Consider the following 19,374-nt stretch of genomic DNA (forward strand, 5'->3'; position numbering starts at 1 on the left):
CGAAATGGGTACGGCGTGAGAGGATGCTTCGCTGCGCTCAGCATGACAGGAGGTGCGAGGAGTTGCATTTTCCAAAAAGTGGCTGGGCGGCTTCCGTTGGCCGTCTGTGGAAAACTTCCCTATTTTTTCCTTGCCCCCCCCAAATCCAGGCGGTAATTTCCGGGATTGAATACCCCCGGGCCTCCACAGCCCGCTGCCTTCCCCGCTGCTATTTCCACAACTGCTTCAACGATTTGCCGCCGGCCCCGCGCCGCGCCGGCTACTTTCCATACGCAAAACCCCACACCAAAACACTACTGGTATGCTAGTAATTAAACGCGACGGCCGCCGTGAATCCGTCAAGTTCGACAAGGTAACCGCCCGCATTGAGAAGCTCTGCTACGGGCTGAACATGGATTTTGTGTCGCCCATTGCGGTGGCCATGAAGGTGATTGACGGCATCTACGACGGCGTGACCACCGTGGAGCTCGATAACCTGGCCGCTGAGACCGCCGCCTCGCTCACGACCAAGCATCCGGACTACGCTATTCTGGCGGCCCGCATTGCGGTGAGCAACCTGCACAAGGTGACTTCTAAGTCATTCAGCAGCACCATGAAGCGGCTCTATACTTACGAGGACCCCAAGAACGGCGACAACGCTTCGCTGCTGGCCACCGATGTGTGGGAGGTGATTCATAAGAACGCCGCCACCCTGGACTCGGCCATTATTTATGACCGGGACTACAACTACGACTTCTTCGGCTTCAAGACTCTGGAGCGCTCGTATTTGCTGCGCCTGGAGGGCAAGGTGGTAGAGCGGCCCCAGCATATGCTGATGCGCGTGTCAGTGGGCATCCACAAGGAGGACATTGACTCGGTTATTAAAACCTACAACTTGCTGAGCGAGCGGTGGTTTACCCACGCCACGCCCACGCTGTTCAATGCGGGCACGCCGAAGCCGCAAATGTCGAGCTGCTTCCTGCTCACGATGAAGGACGACTCCATCGACGGCATTTATGATACGCTGAAGAACTGCGCGCTGATTTCGCAGTCGGCGGGTGGTATTGGCTTGTCGGTGAGCAATGTGCGGGCTACGGGTTCTTACATCAAGGGCACCAACGGCAACTCCAACGGCTTGGTGCCCATGCTGAAGGTGTTCAACGACACGGCCCGCTACGTGGACCAGGGCGGCGGGAAGCGCAAGGGCGCGTTCGCCATTTACCTGGAGCCCTGGCACGCCGACATTTTCGAATTCCTGGACCTGAAGAAGAACCACGGCAAGGAGGAAATGCGCGCCCGCGACTTGTTTTACGCCCTCTGGACGCCCGACTTGTTCATGAAGCGCGTGGAGGAAAACGGCGACTGGACGCTGATGTGCCCCCACGAATGCCCCGGCATGGACACGGCCTGGGGCACGGAATTTGAGAAGCTGTACCTGAAGTACGAGCGCGAAGGCCGGGGCCGCAAGACCATTAAGGCGCAGGAGCTGTGGTTTGCCATTCTGGAAAGCCAGACCGAGACGGGCACGCCCTACATGCTGTTTAAGGACGCAGCCAACGGCAAATCGAACCAGCAAAACCTGGGCACGATTAAGTCGAGCAACCTGTGCACCGAGATTATTGAGTACACCGACAAGGACGAAATTGCGGTGTGCAACCTGGCTTCGCTGGCGCTGCCCCGCTACTTGGTGACCGACGCCAAGGGCAACACCACCTTCGACCACGACAAGCTGTACGAGGTGACCTACCAGGCCACGCTGAACCTGAACAAGGTGATTGACGTGAACTACTACCCGGTGCCCGAAACGCAGAAGTCGAACTTCCGCCACCGGCCCATCGGGCTGGGCGTGCAGGGCCTGGCCGATACGTTTATTGCCCTGCGCATGCCCTTCGAGAGCGACGAGGCGTGCGGGCTGAACAAGGATATCTTCGAAACCATCTACTTCGCGGCTATGACGGCCTCGAAGGACCTCGCCATCAAGGACGGGCACTACGAAACCTTCCCCGGCTCGCCCCTGAGCCAGGGCAAGTTCCAGTTCGACCTCTGGGGCGTGACGCCCGACTCGGGCCGCTGGGACTGGGAGAGCCTGCGCGCCGAGGTGGTGAAGCACGGCGCCCGCAACTCGCTGCTGGTGGCGCCCATGCCCACGGCCAGCACCGCCCAGATTCTGGGCAACAACGAGTCGTTTGAGCCCTACACGAGCAACATTTACGTGCGGCGCGTGCTCTCAGGCGAGTTTATGGTGGTGAACAAGCACCTGCTGAAGGACCTGGTGGCCCTGGGCCTCTGGAACGACGGCATGAAGCAGGAAATCATCGCGGCCAACGGCTCGGTGCAGGGCATTGCCCGCATCCCGCAGCACATCAAGGACCTGTACAAGACGGTGTGGGAGATTTCGCAGCGCCGCATCATCGACCAGGCCGCCGACCGCGGGGCCTACATCTGCCAGAGCCAGAGCCTGAACCTGCACGTGCAAAACGTGAACTTCGGCAAGCTCACCAGCATGCACTTCCACAGCTGGAAGCGCGGCCTGAAAACCGGCATGTACTACCTGCGCACCAAAGCCGCCGCCGACGCCATCAAGTTCACGGTGGAAAAGCAAGCCGCCGAAACTCTGGAGCCCATGGCCCTAGTGGAGCAAAACCAGTCCGACATGAGCTGCTCGCTGGATAACCCGGACGGCTGCGAGGCGTGTGGGTCGTAAAATGTTTTAAACTTTTAAGTGTTGAAAATGGAAACTATACCCGACTATAACATGGAACTAGGAAGTTCTTTTACGCTCCTTTTTGGCTCGCTTATAATAACTAAGGCGCAGAATGAGGTGATTATCCGGCTTCTTACTGAACAGAAAGCGAAGCAGGAAGGAAGAACGTTAGAAGAGGTTACCAAAGTCGTAGATGAGATGCTTAAGGAAGAACAGAGCGAGCAGATGCGAATTCATGAAAAGCAGATAGCGCTTTTAGGAAAAGCAGTCTAAAGACCGATAAAAAACAAAGCCCGTCTTAGCCAAGACGGGCTTTGTTTTTTATCGGTCTTTAGAAATTAGGGCTCGCAGCTATGAGTTAATAGTAGTTTGTAATCTGATTCAATATGGATTGCCAAGCATATTCAACCATTCTTCAAGGCTATTTCTTTGGTACAGGAAAAGGATGTCTTTAAAAGTGTCCTTATCGTGTTGGAGGTGTTGCCGCAGGTGAGCCAGATAACCTGGGGCAGCGGGCCGAAACGGTCAAGCAGGGGCCGAAAGTCGGCGGCTTTGGCGGCCCGGAATATTTCTTCGTCCTCGGCATCGCGCAGGCCCAGCGTGCGAAGGGGCACGGCCTCAACGGGGAACTTCCACTTTATCCACGCCGCGATGAGGGGCGAGAGATGGGCATCAATCCAGATGGTCATGCGGCCAGGCGCGGGTAGTCGAGTTAGCGGGCGGCGTATTGCAAGGCGTCTTGCAGGTCGGCCGCTTCGAGGTCGGGCATCTCGGCCAGAATCTGCTCGGCGGTGAGGCCGGCGGCGAAGAGTTGGAGCACGTCGGCCACGCGGATGCGCATGCCGCGAATGCAGGGCCGGCCACCGCACTGGCGCGGGTTGGTGGTGATGCGATGCTGCAAGGATTCCATGCGGTGAAGATACCAGCGTTTCATTCAGCCGCTGCCGCCTTGGTCGCGGCGGGTGGGCGAGTTGGGGTCAATGAGTGATAGGGTAGTTGGATAGTAATAACAATGAATTATTATATTCGACTTTCCGCTCATGCACATGGTGTTTTCCAAAACAGTAATCGGGCTGCTGGTTTTGTTCTGCTTAGGCTGGAGCAACTTAAGCTATGCCCAACAAGGGCCGCCCCTTGTTCCCCTCGCCACGAGCAGTCCCCTGCTCACCGCCGCCGACACCGTGGCGGTGCTGCAGGAATTGTTTCGAGCCAAGCGCAAATCCAGCGCGCTGTTTCTGGCGGCCTCGCCTGTGGCAATTGGCCTGACGGGGGCGGGAATGGCAGTGGCGGCTCTGGGCCAAAGCGGCAGCAGCCCGAGTACAGTTCCGATACTATTGGTTCTGGGAGGAGGCGCCACGGCCACGGTGGCGCTGCTACAACGCTACCTCCGCTATACCAAAGCCAGTGAGCGAGACCTGTTGAGCGACTACCAACGAACCCACCAGCTGCCTGGGTGGGCGAAGCGAAATCTGGCCGAGTATCGAGCCGAGAAACCCTAGCCACTTGCTGCATGGTGCCCCGCAGGCCCTTGGTGGCCACTGGTAGGCGGCTGGGGCCATGAGGCAGGGGCGGAAGCCCGCCGCCTGTCTTGCTGGGCCTGCGCAGCATCTGCTCACCGCCGCACAAGCCGTGGGGGCGGCTGGTAGTTGGGGCCGTGGGGCGGGCCTGAATGCCCGCCGCCGAGCTTATCTCAAACAACAGTTGGCCGGCTAAAGCCGTACAGGGGCTACCAATCATTCTTTGCCGCGCCCCGGCGCCCCCGTACCCCTATGATAAACCGCCTTACTTATCTCTTTGCCGCCGGCCTGCTGCTGGGCGGTTGCAGCCAGGAACAGGAAAAACAGCGTCAGGCCGACGAGGCCCGCAAAGACGCCATTGAAGCCCAGGCCAAAGCCGACGCCGAACGCGCCCGGGCCGAAGCCAAACAGGTGCTTGCCGATGCCCAGGCCCGCGCCAACGACTTGGAGCAACGCGCCGATGCCGTAGAAAAAGCGGCCGACAACCCGACCGTCATCACAGAAGAAAAAAAGACCATTCGCTACGAAACCCCGGTTCGCCGGCGCTAGGCCCGTAGTGGGCTTTGTATAAAAAGCAGCCGCTTCCGCTAGGGGGCGGCTGCCTTGCTTTTGGGGCTGCGGGCCATGCCGGCAGTCCGGTGGCGATTTGGGCTGCTGGCGTGGCCAGCCCACGGCCTGGGCAGGGACGTGGGAGCAACGGTGGGGAAGCGTGTATGGCCATGAATACAGAGACGCGCTGGCTGCATCTTTCCGGGGAATATTGCCGTAGAGGGAGCCTTATGAGCGATAAGACCACCCTCACCGAACCGTACGGAACCATTCAGCTGGCGCCCGAAGTGCCAAGCATTGTGCTGACATGGACGGGCTTTGCCAACAGCGAGCAGCTCCGCAACCTCATGGATGAAACCCTGCGCCAGTACATCGGCGAAACCAAGCGGCACAAAGGCCCGGTGGGCTGGATAGCCGACTTGCAAGGCCTAGGCGCCGTGAAACAGGTCGACCAGGAGTGGCTGCTTACCCACTGGAACCCCCGGGCCTATGTGGCTGGTGTGCGCTACATCGCCTTTGTCGAGGCCGAATCGGTATTTGGCAAGATTTCTGGTAAGCAATATGTGACCAACGTAGCCCAGAGCGAGGAGTTCACCTTCCATATCCGTTACGTGCCTACGCTGGCGGCCGCGAAAGCCTGGCTGGCCGAAGTATTACCCATTACCCCTACTGTTTAGTCACATGCGTCAGGAATTAAGAAGCTCTCTGGGAAAAACTTACCTCGCAATAGAGCCCGTCTCCACCGACCGCTGGATTGACGTAAACTGGATGGGCTACCTCACCGGCGACAACATCCGGACCGGAGCAGCGGCCTACACGGCCGCCCTGGCCGAGTCGGGCTACCACGCCGTGCTCAACGACACCCGCTCCGTGCTGGGCCCCTGGGAACATTCGCTCGATTGGGTGATAAACACCTGGGCGCCCCAGGCCGCTGCGGCGGGCCTCACCCATTTTGCCATGGTCACCACCAGCGAGTCGATGGCCGATGCCACCGCCGTGGCCTTCTACCAGCAACTCACGGCCTTCAAAGCCGAGCTATTCTCAAACATGGAAGAGGCCAAGAAATGGCTGCGGCAGTTTTCGCTGGCCCGGTAGTCCATTCGCCCTCCGGTACGCAGCGGCCGGCCGCGCCGCCGGCCCTCTTGCCGGTAGCGCCGTATAGCTGACGCATCACCCTAGCCGACTGCCATGGCCCCGCAACGGTGCGGGCCGCGGCGGGCGCTTTGCTTTTTTGCCAATGTCCTTCTATACCATCGCGCTGCTGCTGCTCGGCGTTGCCATTCTGGGCGTGGCCTGGCTGCCGTCGCTGCTGGAAAAATACCCGCTCTCGTACCCCATTCTATACATTCTGCTGGGGCTGGGGGTGTATAGCCTGCCGCTGCACCTGCCCCTGGCCGACCCACAGGCGCACATTCCGCTGGTGACGCACCTCTCGGAACTGTGCGTGATTGTGGCCCTCACGGGCACGGGCCTGAAGATTGACCGGCCGTTTTCGTTGCGAACCTGGCGCTCGCCGCTCCGGCTGGTGCTGGTGCTCATGGTGCTCACCATTGCCGGGCTGGCGCTGGCGGGCCACTGGCTGGTGGGGCTGGCCCCGGCGTCGGCGGTGCTGCTGGCCGCGGCCCTGGCCCCCACCGACCCCGTGCTGGCCGGCGACGTGCAGGTGGGCGACCCCGGCGAAGGCCGCGAAGACAACGTGCGCTTCGCGCTCACGGGCGAAGCCGGCCTGAACGACGGCCTGGCCTTTCCCTTCGTGTACCTGGCCCTGGCGCTGCTGCCCGCCGCCATGCCGCTGTCGGAGCGGCTGGTGGAGTGGCTGGTGATGGACGTGGGCTACCGCGTGGGGGCGGGCGTGCTCATGGGCTGGCTGTCGGGCAAGTTCCTGGCCTACCTCATCTTCAGCTTGCCTAAGCGGGTCAGCATCAAAACGGAAGGCTATGGCTTTGTGGCGCTGGCGGTCACGCTCACGTCCTACGCTGTCACGGAGCTGCTGCATGGCTATGGGTTTCTGGCCGTGTTCATTGCCGCCATCACCCTGCGCGGCCACGAGCGCCGGCACGAGTACCACCGCCAGATGCACGCCTTCACCGACCAGATGGAGCGCCTGTTCATTGTGGTTATCCTGCTCATGCTGGGCGCGGCCATTGCCGATGGCCTGCTGAGCGCCCTCACCTGGCAGGGCGCGGCCATGGGCTTGCTGCTGGTACTGGTGCTGCGCCCCCTGGGCGGCATGCTCTCCCTGCTGGGCTCCTCGCGAATGAGCACGGACGAGCGGGTCGTTATCTCATTTTTTGGCATACGGGGCATCGGCTCAGTCTTCTACGTGGCCTTTGCGCTGGGCAAGGCCGATTTTCCGCAGGCCCGGCAGATATGGGCCGTACTGGCCTTCACCATGCTGCTGTCCATCACGCTGCACGGCGTGATGGCCACGCCCGTGATGAACTGGCTGGACCGCCGCCACGGCCGCAAAACCGCGGCCGAGATTAAAGAAGACGCTGAAAATGAAGACACCGAGAACGAAGACGTCAAGAACGAAGCCTCCTCGGGATAATAGTCTGCACGAATAGGCTGTCATGCTGAGCGCAGCCGAAGCATCTCTACCGTGCAAGTAATCAATTTTACTATTGCGGTAGAGATGCTTCGACTGCGCTCAGCATGACGTTCTCATGCTCCGCAGGACGTTCTGGTTTGGCTTATCTGGATAGCTTCCACGTTGCGCCAGTACCGGGGGCAGCCGCTACTCCTTCATCACGCGCTGGGTTTGCTGAAAGCCCTGGCCGCGCAGCTTGAGCAGGTAGATACCCGGCGCCAGGTGGGCGGTGTAGCGGTCGAGCTCGGCCTGAAGCATGCCGGGCGAGCCCTTCAGCGAGAGCAGCCGAAGGCCCTGGGGCAGCGAAAAGTCCAGGGTGAGGCGGCCGGCACTGGCCGGTATGGTGGCCAGGCTGAAGGCCACGGGGCCGGCGGCCGGGCTAGGGTACACAAACAGGCGCGTGGTGCCCCGGGCCGTGGCCGCGTTGCTGATGCCCGCGAAGTTCACGCCAATGAGCACGGGGTCGTGGTCGGAGCTGCGGAACGGGGAATTTACATCGGTAGCCTCGCCGGCCTGGTCGTATTCCAGCATCGCGGGCTCGGCCGAGTTGATGTGCCACTTCTGCACGTCGAGGAAGCCCACCAGGTTGGACGTAATCACGGCGTGGTCGAGGGAGCCGGTGAGGCCCTTGTATACATAGGAGGCGCTGGTGGGCGGCGTGGCGGGCACCAGCCCGGCGGCCCGCATGATGTCGATGGGGTCTTCCTCGTAGTTGGCGTTGTAGTCGCCGGCGCTCACCACCCGCGTGGCCCCGGCCGGTACCACGGCCTCGTTGATGAACGCCACCAGCGCCGTGGCCTGGGCCTTGCGGCGGGCGTTGGAGCCGCCCTGCCCGTCGTTCTGGTCGGCATCGGCCCCACTGCCGCTGCCCTTGCTCTTGAAGTGGTTCACCACAAAGCCCAGCGTATCGGCCCGGGCCTTGCGCTTGGTGACGAACACCTGCGCCAGGGGCGGGCGCTCAAACACGCCCTGCACGGTGGCCACCAAAGGCGGCCCCAGCGGTGCCACCACCGCGGGCTTGTAGATGATGGCGTTGTGAATGAGGTCGGTGTTGTTGGGCTGTTTGTTGGCGTCGCCGTCGTTCACAAACACGTAGGTGTTGGCGCCCATCACCTGGTTCAGGCCGTTCACCAGGTCCTGAATAGCCGAAGTAGAGCCGTTGCCGTCGTTTTCAATTTCGGTGAGGCCCACCACGTCGGCATTCATCTGGCGAAGCGCGGCAATGATTTTGGTGCGCTGGCGCAGGAAGTCGGCCGGAGTTTTGGCTCCGCGCGCCGTGGGAAAGCCGCCGCCCTCGCCGTCGCCGTTGAAGTAGTTGAGCACGTTGAAGCTGGCCAGCTTCAAATCGAGCGGCCCGAAGGCGGGCGGGGCCGTGGGGCGCACCGTGCGCACGGTGGGCGCCTGGGCCCCGGCCAGCGGCTGCAGGCGCCACTTGCCAAAGCCGTAGCCCATGATGCCGCGCAGGTTGCTGATGGTGCTGCCCACCCGCACCGTGCCCGATTTGGGGTCGAGGTAGGGGATGGGCGTTGGGTTGGAGGCCGAACTGCCATCGTCAAGAACCAGACTGCGGTTGTCGTTGGCGGTCTGAAAGGCATTCACGGCCGCCAGGTTGCGGGTGCCGGTGCTGCTGGTGCCGGTGGCCGGGTCGTCGTTGGGGTCAATGAACTGCGTGGGCTGGTAGGTCACGCCTTCAACCGAGAGCGTGAGCTCGCCGCGCAGCTTGAGGCTGTAGTTGTCGATAACGGTGAGCGGCAACGCAAACTGCACCAGCATGCCTTCGTAGCGCTCCGCGTTTTTGGCCGAAAAAGCGTCGTTTTGGAGCATGACAAACGCTGGCAGCGCATTGCCACTGCTTAGCACGGTTATCTGCGGTTCCAGCAGCACGGCCTGGGTAAAGGACGGCGCGCGGGCATCTTCCCGCACCGAGCCGGTAATGCGCACTTTGTCGCCCACGGCCACTGTGGGGTCTTTTTGCACCACAAAAATGGCGTCGGACGTGGCGGGGTTGCCGTCGGCGGTGGCCGTTTCGTCCTGCACGTAGAAGCCAGCCGGGTTCAGGCCTTTATACACGCCCGTTACCACTGCTTCTATGGTGTGGGTGCCAGCTTTGGCCTCATTGCCAGTGCCCTGAATAGTGCCAATGGGAATGGCGCTGACCTGGGCCGCAGCCAGAAAAGAAATAGCGGAGAGGACGAGCTTGCAGCGCATCAAAAACAGTAAATAAGTGAGAATCGAAATAAATATAGGCTCCGCAATCGGACTCGCGCGGCTGGTAGCGGCGGCAGGAGGCTGGCGGCAGCGCTGCCGCCGGGCGTGAGGGTGCCGGCGGGCACGTCATGCTGCCGGTTTCTACCAGATTCACAGCAGTGAAATAACCGGTGGCCGGGGCCAGTGAAGCAAGGAGGGGACTGCGGAGCAAGCTGTGCCCGCTAGGTGCCGTTCGGGGAAGTGGCCGGAGCCGGGCAGGAAGCATGCACGCTGGTGAGCCACTCATAAGCGTCCGCTATTTCATCGAAAACCGCTACCTGGGGCTTTTGGTCGCTGAAAGACGACATGAGGCCCAGATTGGTCCGGCAGCTGAGCAGCGGGCTGCACACCCAGGCGATGTACTCCAGGCCGGCAGCGGCCACTTGCGGAATAAAATCATAGCCCACCCACCGCGTCAGGTCCCAGCTGGTTTCCGTGATGTGGGTGTTGTCGTTCAGCGCTTTCTTAGCCCCGGTTTGCTTGATAAAGACCAGCACATCCTGGCAAGCAGCCTGCACCAACTCCAACTCCTGCGGCCCTTTCCAATCCAGATAAAGCCAGGCGTTTTCGGCGTCGTAATGCAGGTCAAGTACATCAGACGTGAGCAGAAGCGCAATAGGCATGTACGGAGACCAATGGGTGCGGGTGAGCAAATCGGATGAGCAAATAAAGATACACGGAACCTTTCCAAAAAATCAGGCCCGCGCTGTTGGGGTTCAACTTTTTGCTTTGATAGGCGGTATCAGATAGAATAATGGGCTTTCGGGTGGCGCGGCGCGGGTTTCGCCGCATTCCGGCGCCCGGGCCCGGCTGGCTTCCACGTGTGCCATTATTTTTTAGTATGATTCCCTTAATCACCCACACCCCCCGCCTGCTGCTGCTGGCAGCCAGCCGCGCCCTGCTCACGGCCGAGCTGCACAAGCCCCAGTACTTTCCGGTGCTGCTGGGCGCCGCCCTGCCCACCGACTGGCCGCCCGGCCGGCACACCCGCGAAGCCATGACCTACTCGCTGGAGCAGCTCACGGCCGGGGGGCGCACCGCCGCCGGCTGGTACGGCTGGTACGCCCTGCGCAAAGCGGAAGGCGAAGTGCCGCGCACCCTCATCGGGGCGGGCGGCTTTATGGGGCCACCCGATGCGGCCGGGCTAGCCGAGATTGAGTTTTCCATTGCCGCGGAGTGGCGCGGCCAGGGCCTGGGCACGGAGCTGGTGGCGGGCCTGGTGCAACAGGCAGCCGCTACCGGTATGGTGCTGCAGCTGGTGGCCCACACCGCCACCGCCGACCTGCCCGCGCAACACGTGCTGGCCGGCAACGGGTTTGAGCCAGAGGGCACCACTCCCGATGGCCGACTGCGCTTTGAGCGCGCGGTGACGCCAGCAGCCGATGCAGCACTGGGAGCAGCCGGCGCGTAGCGGGCACAGCAATTCGGGCTTACCCGCCAGCATCCCCGGCAAGCAGAAACAAGCTGCTGCCGCAGCTAAGCGGACGCGGGCAACGTAGAAGGCAAAAAGCCCCTTCCTTCCACCCAAGCCTTCTTCGCCATGTACCGTTTCCTGTTTCTCTTACTGCTGTTGGTCTCGGTGGCCTTTGCAGGGCCTGCGGCCGCGCAATCCGGTGCCGGAGGGCTGCCGCCCCGGCCAAACCCCTTCAAATTTGTGAACGACCAGGCCGGACTGATGGAGCCGGCCGACGCCAAAAAGCTGGAAAACGGCCTGCGGCGCTACGCCGATAACACTGGCACCCAAATAGTAGTGGTAACCGTGCCCACCCTGGGCGGGCGCAGCGTGGCCGATTACGGCCGGGCCCTGGGCACAGCCTGGGGCGTGGGCCAGCGCAACAAAAACAACGGCGTGGTGGTGCTGCTCAGCGGCCAGGAGCGCCAGGTCACCATTCAGCCCGGCAGCGGGCTGGCCGGCACCATTACCCCGGCCGTGACCAACCGCATAATCTCCGAAATGACGCCCGGCTTCAAACAAGGCAACTACTTCGCCGGGCTGCGCGCCGGCCTCAATACCCTGATGGTTATGGCCAACCCGGACTCGGCCCCGCAGGCAGCCCAGTCGACTACCCCTAATTCCAACGACGCGCTGGGCGCTGCGGCAGGGACTGATGCCACTGGTGCCAACCTGTCGGGCACGGCTGAAACCCCGGTTGGCAGCACTCCCTACGACCCAATGCTGTCGTCTCCTTCCGAGCCTGAATCGACGGGGCCGGGTATGATGACGCTGCTGCTTGGGGCGCTGGCCGTGGGCGGGGTGCTGTGGTTTCTGGTGCGCATGTTTCGGCGCCGCAGCGCCGCCCCGGCAGCGCCATCCAATAGCGCGCCTGCCAGTGCTACCCCCAACTTCCTGCCCAACCGGCGCGAATCCAACGACTCCAGTGCCACCCCCAATTTCCTGCCCAACCGGCCTGGCGGCCCCTCGGGTGGCCCTGGGCAGGGCAACAACAACAACCCGAACCAGGGCAGCATGACGGGTGGCAGCGGCATGGGCATGGGCGGCATGCTGACTACTGGCGCCGCCGCCGCCGCGGGGGCCTACCTGGGCAACCGCATGGCCTCGGGCCACGACACCGGTAGCAACAGCCTGGGGAACGCCGGCAATGCCGGCAACCCGGGCGCAGGCACAGCAGCCGGCCTGGGTGGTGCCGGCTTGGGCGCCGCTGGCACCGGTGCCGCCAACGACTACTTTTCGTCGCGCGATGGCGGAGACGTCGGTAATACCGCGCCCGATTATTTCTCTGCGCAGGACACGGCCGACAATTCAGGCGACTACTTTTCTGCCGATGACAACTCCTCCTACGACGACCCCAATTCCGGCGATTCCGGCGGCGGCGGCTTCGATGGCGACGACGATAACAGTGGTTCCTGGTAGGGCCTTGGCCTTGCCTTTCTGACAAGGCGCAAAGCAATTTTTGAGTTGGTTTGACCGGTGTAGAGACGCAATGTTTGGCGTCTCTACACCGGTCGTATAGCCGTGCACAACCCTGCAATGAATCTGGGGGTTGTGTTTACAGTGCTCCGTCTTTGCTCATTCGCAGCACTGCGCTCTATCTTTCGTCCCCATTGTCGGTGCCGTGTTCGTCCTGGGTGCCAATAGGCTGGGCATCATTCACAATCCGAATTTTGCTTTGCCAGCATCGCCCGGGACGCTAACGACGGATTCTTTTCCCTTGCTTGTGAATTCAACCTCTGTTGCTTTGCCTTCGGTGCCCGTGCTGGACACCAGCCGCCTGGTGCTACGCGGCTTTCGCGCCGATGACTTCGAGCCTTGGCTTGCCCTGAGCCGCACTCCCGCTTACCACCGCTACTTCGGCCCCGAGGCCATGCCTGCCGAAGAAGTGTGGAAGCTGCTGCTGCGCAGCGCGGGCCACTGGGTGGTGATGGGGTATGGCTTCTGGGCCGTGGAGGAGAAGGCCAGTGGCCGGTTTATCGGCGCCATGGGCTTCGTAAACCTCAAGCGCGAGCTGAGCCCGTCGCTGGGCGACGCGCCCGAAATTGGGTGGGTGCTGGACCCCGCCTTGCATGGCCAGGGCTATGCTAGCGAAGCCGTGGCTGCCGTGCTGGCCTGGGGCCATGCGCGCTTCGGTCCCGTGCGCACGGTCTGCATCATCCATCCCGACAATGCGCCCTCTATGAAAGTGGCTGCCAGGTTCGGCTACCACGAATTTGCCCGCACTACCTACCACGACCAGCCCATTGTGCTGTTCGAACGCGCCGCCCTGCCAGCGGCCTGGCCTGAAAACTAACCCCCGTTTGCCTGCCCACTGGCTACACGTCGTCACTTTTTCTTGAAACCTGCTATGGCGCCACGTCCTTACATTCTGGCCGAAACCACCTGGAAAACCGTGCGCGAGGCCCACTACCAGGTGGTGCTGCTGCCCTGGGGCGCCACTGAGGCGCACAACTACCACCTGCCCTACGCCACCGACAACATCCAGAACGACTACGTGGCCGCCGAAGCCGCCCGCAAAGCCTGGGAGCAGGGTGCCAAAGTAGTGGTGCTGCCCAATATTCCCTTTGGCGTAAACACCGGCCAGCTCGACATTACCCTGGACATGAACCTGAACCCCAGCACGCAGCTGGCCATCGTGCGCGACCTGGTGCAGGTGCTGGCCCGCCAGGGCATTCCCAAGCTGGTGATTCTGAACGGCCACGGCGGCAACGACTTCCGGCAAATCCTGCGCGAGCTGCAGGCCGAGTTTCCTACGGTGTTTCTCAGCACGCTCAACTGGTTTAAGGCCGCCGACCGCAGCCAGTACTTCACCGCGCCCGGCGACCACGCCGACGCCCTGGAAACCAGCGCTATGCTGCACATTGCCCCCACCCTGGTAAGCCCCCTGGCCGACGCCGGCAGCGGGGCAGCCAAGCAGTTCCGCATTGCGGCCCTGCGGCAGGGCTGGGCCTGGGCCCAGCGCGAATGGAGCAAAGTGACGGCCGACACCGGCGTGGGCGACCCCGCCGAGGCCACTGCTGAAAAAGGCGCCGCGTTTCTGGAGGCCGCCACCACCAACATCGGACAGTTCTTGGTAGAGCTGGCTGCGGCCGACCCACAGGATTTGTACGAATAAGGAAGTGGCTCGTGCCAGCCGCCGCGCGCCAGCAGCGCGCTGCGCAACAGCCAGCCATGTTTCGGGTCCAAACAGCTACTCAAAGACTGGAACATTCGCGATGTGGTGGCCCCATTACGGCCTGCGGGCGTCTGTGAGCGTGGGCGATACCCCCGCCGAGCTAGCCGCCAGCTAAGGTGCCATTCGTATTTGCCAACTACAGCTACTGATTCGGCCAGCTCACAGCGTCCGAGGCGCCGGAGCGCAGTGCCCAGCTTAGCGACTTGCAGGTTCCGCTGTAGTAGTACCCTTAGGCGTCTGGCATTCGGTTTGCGAGCACTGGCTACGGTTCAGTATTTTTAGCCTATGAAATTCCCTGGGTTTCCTCGCATTACCATGCATCCGGCTATCTGTCAGGGGCAGCCTACCGTACGGGGTCTGCGCTACCCCGTGTGGCAAGTGCTTGATTGGATGGCGTCGGGCATGAGTGAGGCCGCCATCCGGGCCAAGTGCCCGGAGCTGGAAGCCGAAGACCTGCGGGCCTGCTTGGCATTTGCCGCCGCCCGGCTAAAACCCCTTGATTATTCCCAGAATGATTCCCAAAATGAGAAATCCGACGAGTGGGTGAGGAACCGCCAAAGACAATGGTTGGCCGAACGGAGCTTTCTTAAGCGGCTGTGGGAGCCCGGCCACCTGCCCACTTAAGGAGCTATACCCTCGGTCATGCTCACGAAGGAAGCATCTACTTACCAGTGAACAAATCCTTGTTTGATGGGGAGGTTTTTCGTCGCTGCTCTGATTATAAATTGCTCAGGATGACAAAGGGCCCAGACAGCACGCGCAGGGGAAGGGCTTTGAGAAGACCGGCATGACGTCTTGATTTACAGGAAGCAGAACCGAATAGCCGGGCAAGGTCGCAAGGCTCCCCACGCCCACTTCCCCCCAAAAAAGGCTTCATGCCTATTTGCGCTGCGATGACTCGCGCACCAGCAGCTTGGGCTTGAGCACAATGGGCTTGGGCGGACCTACGCGGTCGGGGCCGCTTTTTAGCATTTTTTGCAGGAGTTGCACTGCCGTTTTGCCCATTTGCTCGCAGCGCTGGTCCACGCTGCTCAGCATGGGCTCGGTGAGCATGGTAAACATCTCGTTGCTGAAGCCCACAATGGCCACGTCCTGGGGCACGCGCAGCCGCTGGCTTTTTACTGCCTGAATGGCCCCAATGGCGGCCAGGTCGTTGCTCGAAAACACGCCGTTTGGGCGCTGGGGGAGTTTTAGGAGGTGGCGCATGGCCTGGGTGCCGCCCTTCTGGCTCATCTCGCAGAACATAATAAGCTCCTCGTTTAGGGGCAGGCCATGGGCCAGCAGGGCGTCGCGGTAGCCCTGGTGGCGGTTTTTGTGAATGCTCAGGTGCAACGGGCCCGTGAAATGGGCAATGCGCGTGCAGCCCTGCTCAATGAGGTGCGTCACCACCTGGTAGGCGCCCTGGTAGTCGTCTACCACCACGGCGCTCACGTTGCTGCCGCTGAAATCTTCCACCACGCGGTCGAAAAACACCAGCGGAATGTTCTGCTGGCGCACGGCTTCGAAGTGGCCAAAGCTCTGGGTGGTATTGGCCAGCGAAACCAAAATGCCTTCGACCTGGGAGTTCATCAGCAGGTCGATGTTTTTCTGCTCCTGGAGGGCGTCTTCGTTCGACTGGCATATCATAACGTTGAAGCCCAGCTTGGCGGCCTCGGTGGCGATGCCGTGCACCACCTGCGGGAAAAAGTGCCCCGTGATGTGCGGCACCAGCACGCCCAGGGTGTTGCTGCGGCCCCGGCGCAGGGCGGCGGCCAGCTGGTTGGGCTGGTAGTGCAGCTCCTCGGCCAACTGGCGCACGCGGGCTTTGGTGGCCTCGCTCACGTCGTCGTGGTTGCTCAGGGCCCGCGAAATGGTGGACGGCGAAAGCCCCAGCGTTTTGGCCAGGTCAGTTATGGAAGCACGGCGATTGGCCATCTGGAGATTGTAGCGAGGTGAAAGAATGCCCGCGCCCCGGTAGTAGCGGGCGGGCCCTGGCACTACCGGAAAGGATGGGCCAATGGGCTCACCGGCGCTCCGGCCATGCGTGCTGACAAGGTGCCGAAAGCTGGCGGGCGGCCTCGTGGCAAGGCTGCCCCCTTCGGGCGTAGATGGGAATTCATCCGCAATCTACTAGCCGAACAGGAAATAGTGGCCCGGCTGCTACGGTGGCGCTTATTATACTGCTGGCGCAGGTTTCGGCCCTAGGGTACCGGGCGCCGTGCTTATTCTACTACCAGCCCGTACTTGGCCACCACGCCCAGCAGGCCGTGCAGGGTAAAACGGGCGTTGAGTAGCTGGTTGGTCTCGGGGTCGAGGGTGAAGCCGGTGGCCGAGGTGAAGTCGGCGCCCACCAGCACGGTGTTCTGGAACACGGCCCCGGCCAGGGAGCAGTCCTGAAAAACCGCGTTCGACAGGTCGGCATCGGCCAAATCGGCTTCGTCGAGGGTGCAGCGCACGAAGCGGGTGGCCGGCATTTTGCGGCCCGCAAACGAGGCGTAGCGCATCTGGCAGTTGTCAAAATGCACCCCAAACATCATGTCGCGGCACGCCGCGAACTGCAGGCCCAGCAGCTTGCAGTCTTCAAAGGCAACGTTTTGCAGCGCCGTACCCGCCAGGCGCGCCGACGACAGGTTGCAGCGCTCAAACAAACAGTCAGCAAAGCGTTTGTGGCTCAGGTCGGCCCCGCTGAAGTCGCAGTTCACGAAGCGGTATTCGTCGAACTCGGCATGGGACAGCAGCAAGCGGGCATCCCAGTTTTCCGCCACGTTCTCGGCCGGGAAATAATCGGGTTTGCGGGCAATGCTGGTTTTCCGGCGGGGTTTCATAGGCAGACAACAGATTAAGCCGCAAAATAACGGCGCGCTGGGCCATGAAAGGGGCCGTGTCCGGCAGGGGTGAGGGTACGCCCTACCGCTTCTCCACGCGCTGGGTTTGGCTGATGCCAGTGCCGCTGAGGCGCAGCAGGTAGATGCCCGGCGCCAGCTGGGCCGTCTGGCGGCCGATTTTAGCTTGCAGGGTTTCGGCGGTGCCCTGGAGGGCGAGGGCGCGCTGGCCCAGCGCCGATACCACCTCCAGCGTGAGGCGCTCGGTTTTGGGCAGGCCCACAATGCGGATACCGAAGGCACCCAAGGCGGGGTTGGGAAACACCTGCAGCTGCCCGCCGGCCTCGTTCTTCGGCTGCCCGGCGGCCGTTACCACGCCCCGGAAATTGAGCCCGATGAGGATGGGGTCGTGGTCAGAAGAGCGGAACGGGCTGTCCACCACGGTGGCCGCACCCGCCACGTCGTATTCCAGAAACTCCGGCTCGAAAGCGTTTATGTTCCACTTGGCCACCGCCGCGCGGCCCACCAGGTTGGGCGTGAGCACGGCGTGGTCGAGGGCCCCGCTCAGGCCGCTGAACACGTAGGATACGCTGCTGGCCGGGCTGCCCACCACCAGCCCGGCGGCGCGTAGAATGTCCATGGGGTCTTCTTCGTAGTTGGCGTTGTAATCGCCCACGCTCACCACGTAGCGCGTGCCGGCCGGCTTCACCGTTTTGTCGATGAAGTCGATAAGGCCGTAGGCCTGGCCCCGGCGGCGCAGGTTGGAAGCGCCCTGGCCGTCGCCCTGGTCGGCGTTGAGGCCGCTGCCGCTGGCTTTGGACTTGAAGTGGTTCACCACCACGGCAAAGGTGTCGGCGGGCTGGGTGGGGCGGGTGCTGATGAAAAGCTGGGCCACGGGCGGGCGCTCAAAAAAGCCAATGGAAGCGTCCACCAGCACGTTGCCGTAGAGCTTCACGGCCGCCGGCTTGTAAAGGATGGTGCAGCGAATGAGGTCGGTGTTGTTGGGCTGGCGCAGGGCGCCGTCTTCCACAAAGGCGTAGGTGGTGGCACCCACCGCCTGGTTGAGGCCGTTCACCAGGTCCTGAATGGCCGAAGTAGCGCCGGTGCCGTCGTTTTCAATCTCCACCAGGCCCACCACGTCGGCGTTCATCTGCACGAGGGCGGCGATGATTTTGCTGCGCTGGCGGTTGAATTCGACCAGGGTTTTGGCCCCGCGGGCCGTGGGAAAGCCACCGCCCGCGCCGTCGCCGTTGAAGTAGTTGAGCACGTTGAAGCTGGCCACTTTCACGTCGATGGCACTGAAAGTGGGCACCGCGGGGCGCAGCACCGATACCACGGGCGCATCGGCGCCGGCCAGGGGCTGCACGCGCCACCGGCTGTTGCCGTAGCCCAGAATACCGCGCAGGCGGCTCACAGTGCTACCTATCCGCACGGTTTGGGTGGTGGCGTCGAGGTAGGGAATGGGCAAGGGGTTGACGGTAGCGCGGCCATCGTCGAGAAGGAGAACACGGTTTGCGTTAGCAGCCTGGTAGGCCGTCACGGCGGCCACGTTGGTGGCGCCGACGCTGGTGGTGCCGCTGGCCGGGTCGTCGTTGGGGTCCACAAACTGGGTGGGCTGGTACACCAGGCCCTGCGGAGAAATGTTCAGCTCGCCGCGCGACTTGAGCGTGGCCACGTCCGAAACCGTGACGGGGGCCGAAAACTCCACCAGCATGCCCTCAAACGGCTCGGCCGTGGCGTTGGAATACGTGGCGTTATTGATAATGGAAAACGCGGGCGGCGCATTGCCCGCCGACACCACCGTGATGACGGGGCCCGTGAGCACGGCTTGGTTGAAAGACGGCGTAGTAGCATTTTCCTGCACTACCCCCGTAATGCGCACCCGGTTGCCTACCACCACCGACGGCGAGTTTTGCACCACAAAAAGCGCGTCGGACGTGGTGGCATCGCCGTCGGACCCGGCAGCGTCGTTCTGCACGTAGAATCCGGCCGGGCTCAAGCCCGCGTACACACCCGTCACGATGCCCTCAATGGTGAAGGTGCCCGAGGTAGCCAAAGCCCCGGAACCCTGAATAATGCCTATGGGCGTGATTTGCTGGGCCCTCGCCGCGGAGCACATCACGAGCAATACACTAAGCAGTGATAATGACTTGTAAAAGAGTTGCATGAAGCCGGGCGCGTGAATTGGAAAAATACCGAATACAAAAGTACCTGTATTTAATCCAGTGGTATCAGGTGCTCTTGCTTAACTGCGCTACAGGAGGGTTCGGTGCTGGTTTTGGGCCGTTTAACTGCCGTGTGGCTGGCAAAAAGGGCCTGCCGGAACAGGGCATCGGGAACGCCAGCTCTTAACACCCAC

The 19,374-nt window shown here is 62.2% G+C and carries 19 protein-coding genes; 12 read left to right on the top strand and 7 right to left on the bottom strand.

Going from position 1 to position 19,374, the window contains the following annotated elements; translation table 11 throughout:
• The first annotated feature begins 301 nt into the window (after positions 1-301).
• Positions 302-2,683 (top strand): ribonucleoside-diphosphate reductase subunit alpha, encoded by a 2,382-nt coding sequence (locus tag BEN48_RS08480; protein WP_070734152.1) that lies wholly within the window; start codon positions 302-304, stop codon positions 2,681-2,683.
• Positions 2,684-2,710: 27 nt separating this feature from the next.
• Positions 2,711-2,956 carry a hypothetical protein gene (locus BEN48_RS08485; RefSeq protein ID WP_125932540.1) on the top strand — a complete coding sequence of 82 codons (246 nt, stop codon included), beginning with the start codon at positions 2,711-2,713 and terminating at the stop codon, positions 2,954-2,956.
• Positions 2,957-3,087: 131 nt separating this feature from the next.
• Here BEN48_RS08485 and BEN48_RS08490 read toward each other — a convergent pair whose 3' ends face one another.
• Positions 3,088-3,372 carry a DUF5615 family PIN-like protein gene (locus BEN48_RS08490; RefSeq protein WP_070734154.1) on the bottom strand — a complete coding sequence of 95 codons (285 nt, stop codon included), beginning with the start codon at positions 3,370-3,372 and terminating at the stop codon, positions 3,088-3,090.
• Between the two features lie 23 nt (positions 3,373-3,395).
• The gene (locus BEN48_RS08495) at positions 3,396-3,593 is read right to left on the bottom strand and encodes a DUF433 domain-containing protein (protein WP_070734155.1); all 198 of its coding nucleotides are present in this window, start codon (positions 3,591-3,593) and stop codon (positions 3,396-3,398) included.
• A gap of 136 nt (positions 3,594-3,729) precedes the next feature.
• Here BEN48_RS08495 and BEN48_RS08500 point away from each other — a divergent pair, with 136 nt between their 5' ends.
• The 5 genes from BEN48_RS08500 to BEN48_RS08520 all read left to right on the top strand — a co-directional run bounded on the left by BEN48_RS08500 (position 3,730) and on the right by BEN48_RS08520 (position 7,300).
• Positions 3,730-4,182 (top strand): hypothetical protein, encoded by a 453-nt coding sequence (locus tag BEN48_RS08500; RefSeq protein ID WP_125932541.1) that lies wholly within the window; start codon positions 3,730-3,732, stop codon positions 4,180-4,182.
• 270 nt (positions 4,183-4,452) lie between these two features.
• Positions 4,453-4,749, top strand: a complete 297-nt coding sequence (locus tag BEN48_RS08505) for a hypothetical protein (RefSeq protein WP_070734157.1) — start codon at positions 4,453-4,455, stop codon at positions 4,747-4,749.
• A 230-nt stretch (positions 4,750-4,979) separates the two neighbouring features.
• A complete protein-coding gene (locus tag BEN48_RS08510; protein ID WP_070734158.1) occupies positions 4,980-5,426 on the top strand; it encodes a hypothetical protein in 447 nt (148 codons plus the stop codon).
• Between the two features lie 4 nt (positions 5,427-5,430).
• Positions 5,431-5,844: an STAS/SEC14 domain-containing protein gene (locus BEN48_RS08515; RefSeq protein ID WP_070734159.1), complete on the top strand. Its 414-nt coding sequence runs from the start codon at positions 5,431-5,433 to the stop codon at positions 5,842-5,844.
• A 142-nt stretch (positions 5,845-5,986) separates the two neighbouring features.
• Positions 5,987-7,300 (top strand): cation:proton antiporter, encoded by a 1,314-nt coding sequence (locus tag BEN48_RS08520; RefSeq protein ID WP_070734160.1) that lies wholly within the window; start codon positions 5,987-5,989, stop codon positions 7,298-7,300.
• Positions 7,301-7,486: 186 nt separating this feature from the next.
• Here BEN48_RS08520 and BEN48_RS08525 read toward each other — a convergent pair whose 3' ends face one another.
• A complete protein-coding gene (locus tag BEN48_RS08525; RefSeq protein WP_070734161.1) occupies positions 7,487-9,547 on the bottom strand; it encodes an ExeM/NucH family extracellular endonuclease in 2,061 nt (686 codons plus the stop codon).
• Between the two features lie 221 nt (positions 9,548-9,768).
• A complete protein-coding gene (locus BEN48_RS08530; RefSeq protein WP_070734162.1) occupies positions 9,769-10,209 on the bottom strand; it encodes a hypothetical protein in 441 nt (146 codons plus the stop codon).
• 218 nt (positions 10,210-10,427) lie between these two features.
• Between BEN48_RS08530 and BEN48_RS08535 the strand changes: the two genes are divergently transcribed.
• From BEN48_RS08535 to BEN48_RS08555, 5 genes are all read left to right on the top strand, one after another.
• Positions 10,428-10,997, top strand: a complete 570-nt coding sequence (locus BEN48_RS08535; protein ID WP_070734163.1) for a GNAT family N-acetyltransferase — start codon at positions 10,428-10,430, stop codon at positions 10,995-10,997.
• Between the two features lie 129 nt (positions 10,998-11,126).
• Positions 11,127-12,458: a TPM domain-containing protein gene (locus tag BEN48_RS08540; RefSeq protein ID WP_070734164.1), complete on the top strand. Its 1,332-nt coding sequence runs from the start codon at positions 11,127-11,129 to the stop codon at positions 12,456-12,458.
• A 304-nt stretch (positions 12,459-12,762) separates the two neighbouring features.
• Positions 12,763-13,332, top strand: coding sequence for a GNAT family N-acetyltransferase (locus tag BEN48_RS08545; protein WP_070734235.1), 570 nt, complete (start codon positions 12,763-12,765; stop codon positions 13,330-13,332).
• 54 nt (positions 13,333-13,386) lie between these two features.
• Entirely contained in the window at positions 13,387-14,154 is a 768-nt protein-coding gene (locus BEN48_RS08550) for a creatininase family protein (RefSeq protein WP_070734165.1), read from the top strand.
• Between the two features lie 375 nt (positions 14,155-14,529).
• A complete protein-coding gene (locus BEN48_RS08555; RefSeq protein ID WP_241502217.1) occupies positions 14,530-14,838 on the top strand; it encodes a DUF433 domain-containing protein in 309 nt (102 codons plus the stop codon).
• A gap of 255 nt (positions 14,839-15,093) precedes the next feature.
• On the opposite strand, the gene BEN48_RS08560 is transcribed toward BEN48_RS08555, so the two are convergent.
• From BEN48_RS08560 to BEN48_RS08570, 3 genes are all read right to left on the bottom strand, one after another.
• Entirely contained in the window at positions 15,094-16,128 is a 1,035-nt protein-coding gene (locus BEN48_RS08560; RefSeq protein WP_070734167.1) for a LacI family DNA-binding transcriptional regulator, read from the bottom strand.
• 287 nt (positions 16,129-16,415) lie between these two features.
• Complete coding sequence (locus BEN48_RS08565) at positions 16,416-17,018, bottom strand: pentapeptide repeat-containing protein (protein WP_083320896.1); 603 nt, start codon at positions 17,016-17,018, stop codon at positions 16,416-16,418.
• Between the two features lie 82 nt (positions 17,019-17,100).
• A complete protein-coding gene (locus BEN48_RS08570; RefSeq protein WP_094122944.1) occupies positions 17,101-19,182 on the bottom strand; it encodes an ExeM/NucH family extracellular endonuclease in 2,082 nt (693 codons plus the stop codon).
• Positions 19,183-19,374 lie beyond the last annotated feature (192 nt).

It is taken from the genome of Hymenobacter glacialis (assembly GCF_001816165.1).
GTDB classification, from domain to species: Bacteria; Bacteroidota; Bacteroidia; order Cytophagales; family Hymenobacteraceae; genus Hymenobacter; species Hymenobacter glacialis.

What these genes read in the sequence shown, in the direction of transcription:
- BEN48_RS08490 (WP_070734154.1), bottom strand. Translation starts at nt 3,372, where the DNA reads ATGACCATCTGGATTGATGCCCATCTCTCGCCCCTCATCGCGGCGTGG.
- BEN48_RS08525 (WP_070734161.1), bottom strand. Translation starts at nt 9,547, where the DNA reads ATGCGCTGCAAGCTCGTCCTCTCCGCTATTTCTTTTCTGGCTGCGGCC.
- BEN48_RS08480 (WP_070734152.1), top strand. Translation starts at nt 302, where the DNA reads ATGCTAGTAATTAAACGCGACGGCCGCCGTGAATCCGTCAAGTTCGAC.
- BEN48_RS08505 (WP_070734157.1), top strand. Translation starts at nt 4,453, where the DNA reads ATGATAAACCGCCTTACTTATCTCTTTGCCGCCGGCCTGCTGCTGGGC.
- BEN48_RS08500 (WP_125932541.1), top strand. Translation starts at nt 3,730, where the DNA reads ATGGTGTTTTCCAAAACAGTAATCGGGCTGCTGGTTTTGTTCTGCTTA.
- BEN48_RS08550 (WP_070734165.1), top strand. Translation starts at nt 13,387, where the DNA reads ATGGCGCCACGTCCTTACATTCTGGCCGAAACCACCTGGAAAACCGTG.
- BEN48_RS08570 (WP_094122944.1), bottom strand. Translation starts at nt 19,182, where the DNA reads ATGCAACTCTTTTACAAGTCATTATCACTGCTTAGTGTATTGCTCGTG.
- BEN48_RS08565 (WP_083320896.1), bottom strand. Translation starts at nt 17,018, where the DNA reads ATGAAACCCCGCCGGAAAACCAGCATTGCCCGCAAACCCGATTATTTC.
- BEN48_RS08520 (WP_070734160.1), top strand. Translation starts at nt 5,987, where the DNA reads ATGTCCTTCTATACCATCGCGCTGCTGCTGCTCGGCGTTGCCATTCTG.
- BEN48_RS08560 (WP_070734167.1), bottom strand. Translation starts at nt 16,128, where the DNA reads ATGGCCAATCGCCGTGCTTCCATAACTGACCTGGCCAAAACGCTGGGG.
- BEN48_RS08510 (WP_070734158.1), top strand. Translation starts at nt 4,980, where the DNA reads ATGAGCGATAAGACCACCCTCACCGAACCGTACGGAACCATTCAGCTG.
- BEN48_RS08535 (WP_070734163.1), top strand. Translation starts at nt 10,428, where the DNA reads ATGATTCCCTTAATCACCCACACCCCCCGCCTGCTGCTGCTGGCAGCC.
- BEN48_RS08515 (WP_070734159.1), top strand. Translation starts at nt 5,431, where the DNA reads ATGCGTCAGGAATTAAGAAGCTCTCTGGGAAAAACTTACCTCGCAATA.
- BEN48_RS08555 (WP_241502217.1), top strand. Translation starts at nt 14,530, where the DNA reads ATGCATCCGGCTATCTGTCAGGGGCAGCCTACCGTACGGGGTCTGCGC.
- BEN48_RS08530 (WP_070734162.1), bottom strand. Translation starts at nt 10,209, where the DNA reads ATGCCTATTGCGCTTCTGCTCACGTCTGATGTACTTGACCTGCATTAC.
- BEN48_RS08495 (WP_070734155.1), bottom strand. Translation starts at nt 3,593, where the DNA reads ATGGAATCCTTGCAGCATCGCATCACCACCAACCCGCGCCAGTGCGGT.
- BEN48_RS08540 (WP_070734164.1), top strand. Translation starts at nt 11,127, where the DNA reads ATGTACCGTTTCCTGTTTCTCTTACTGCTGTTGGTCTCGGTGGCCTTT.
- BEN48_RS08485 (WP_125932540.1), top strand. Translation starts at nt 2,711, where the DNA reads ATGGAAACTATACCCGACTATAACATGGAACTAGGAAGTTCTTTTACG.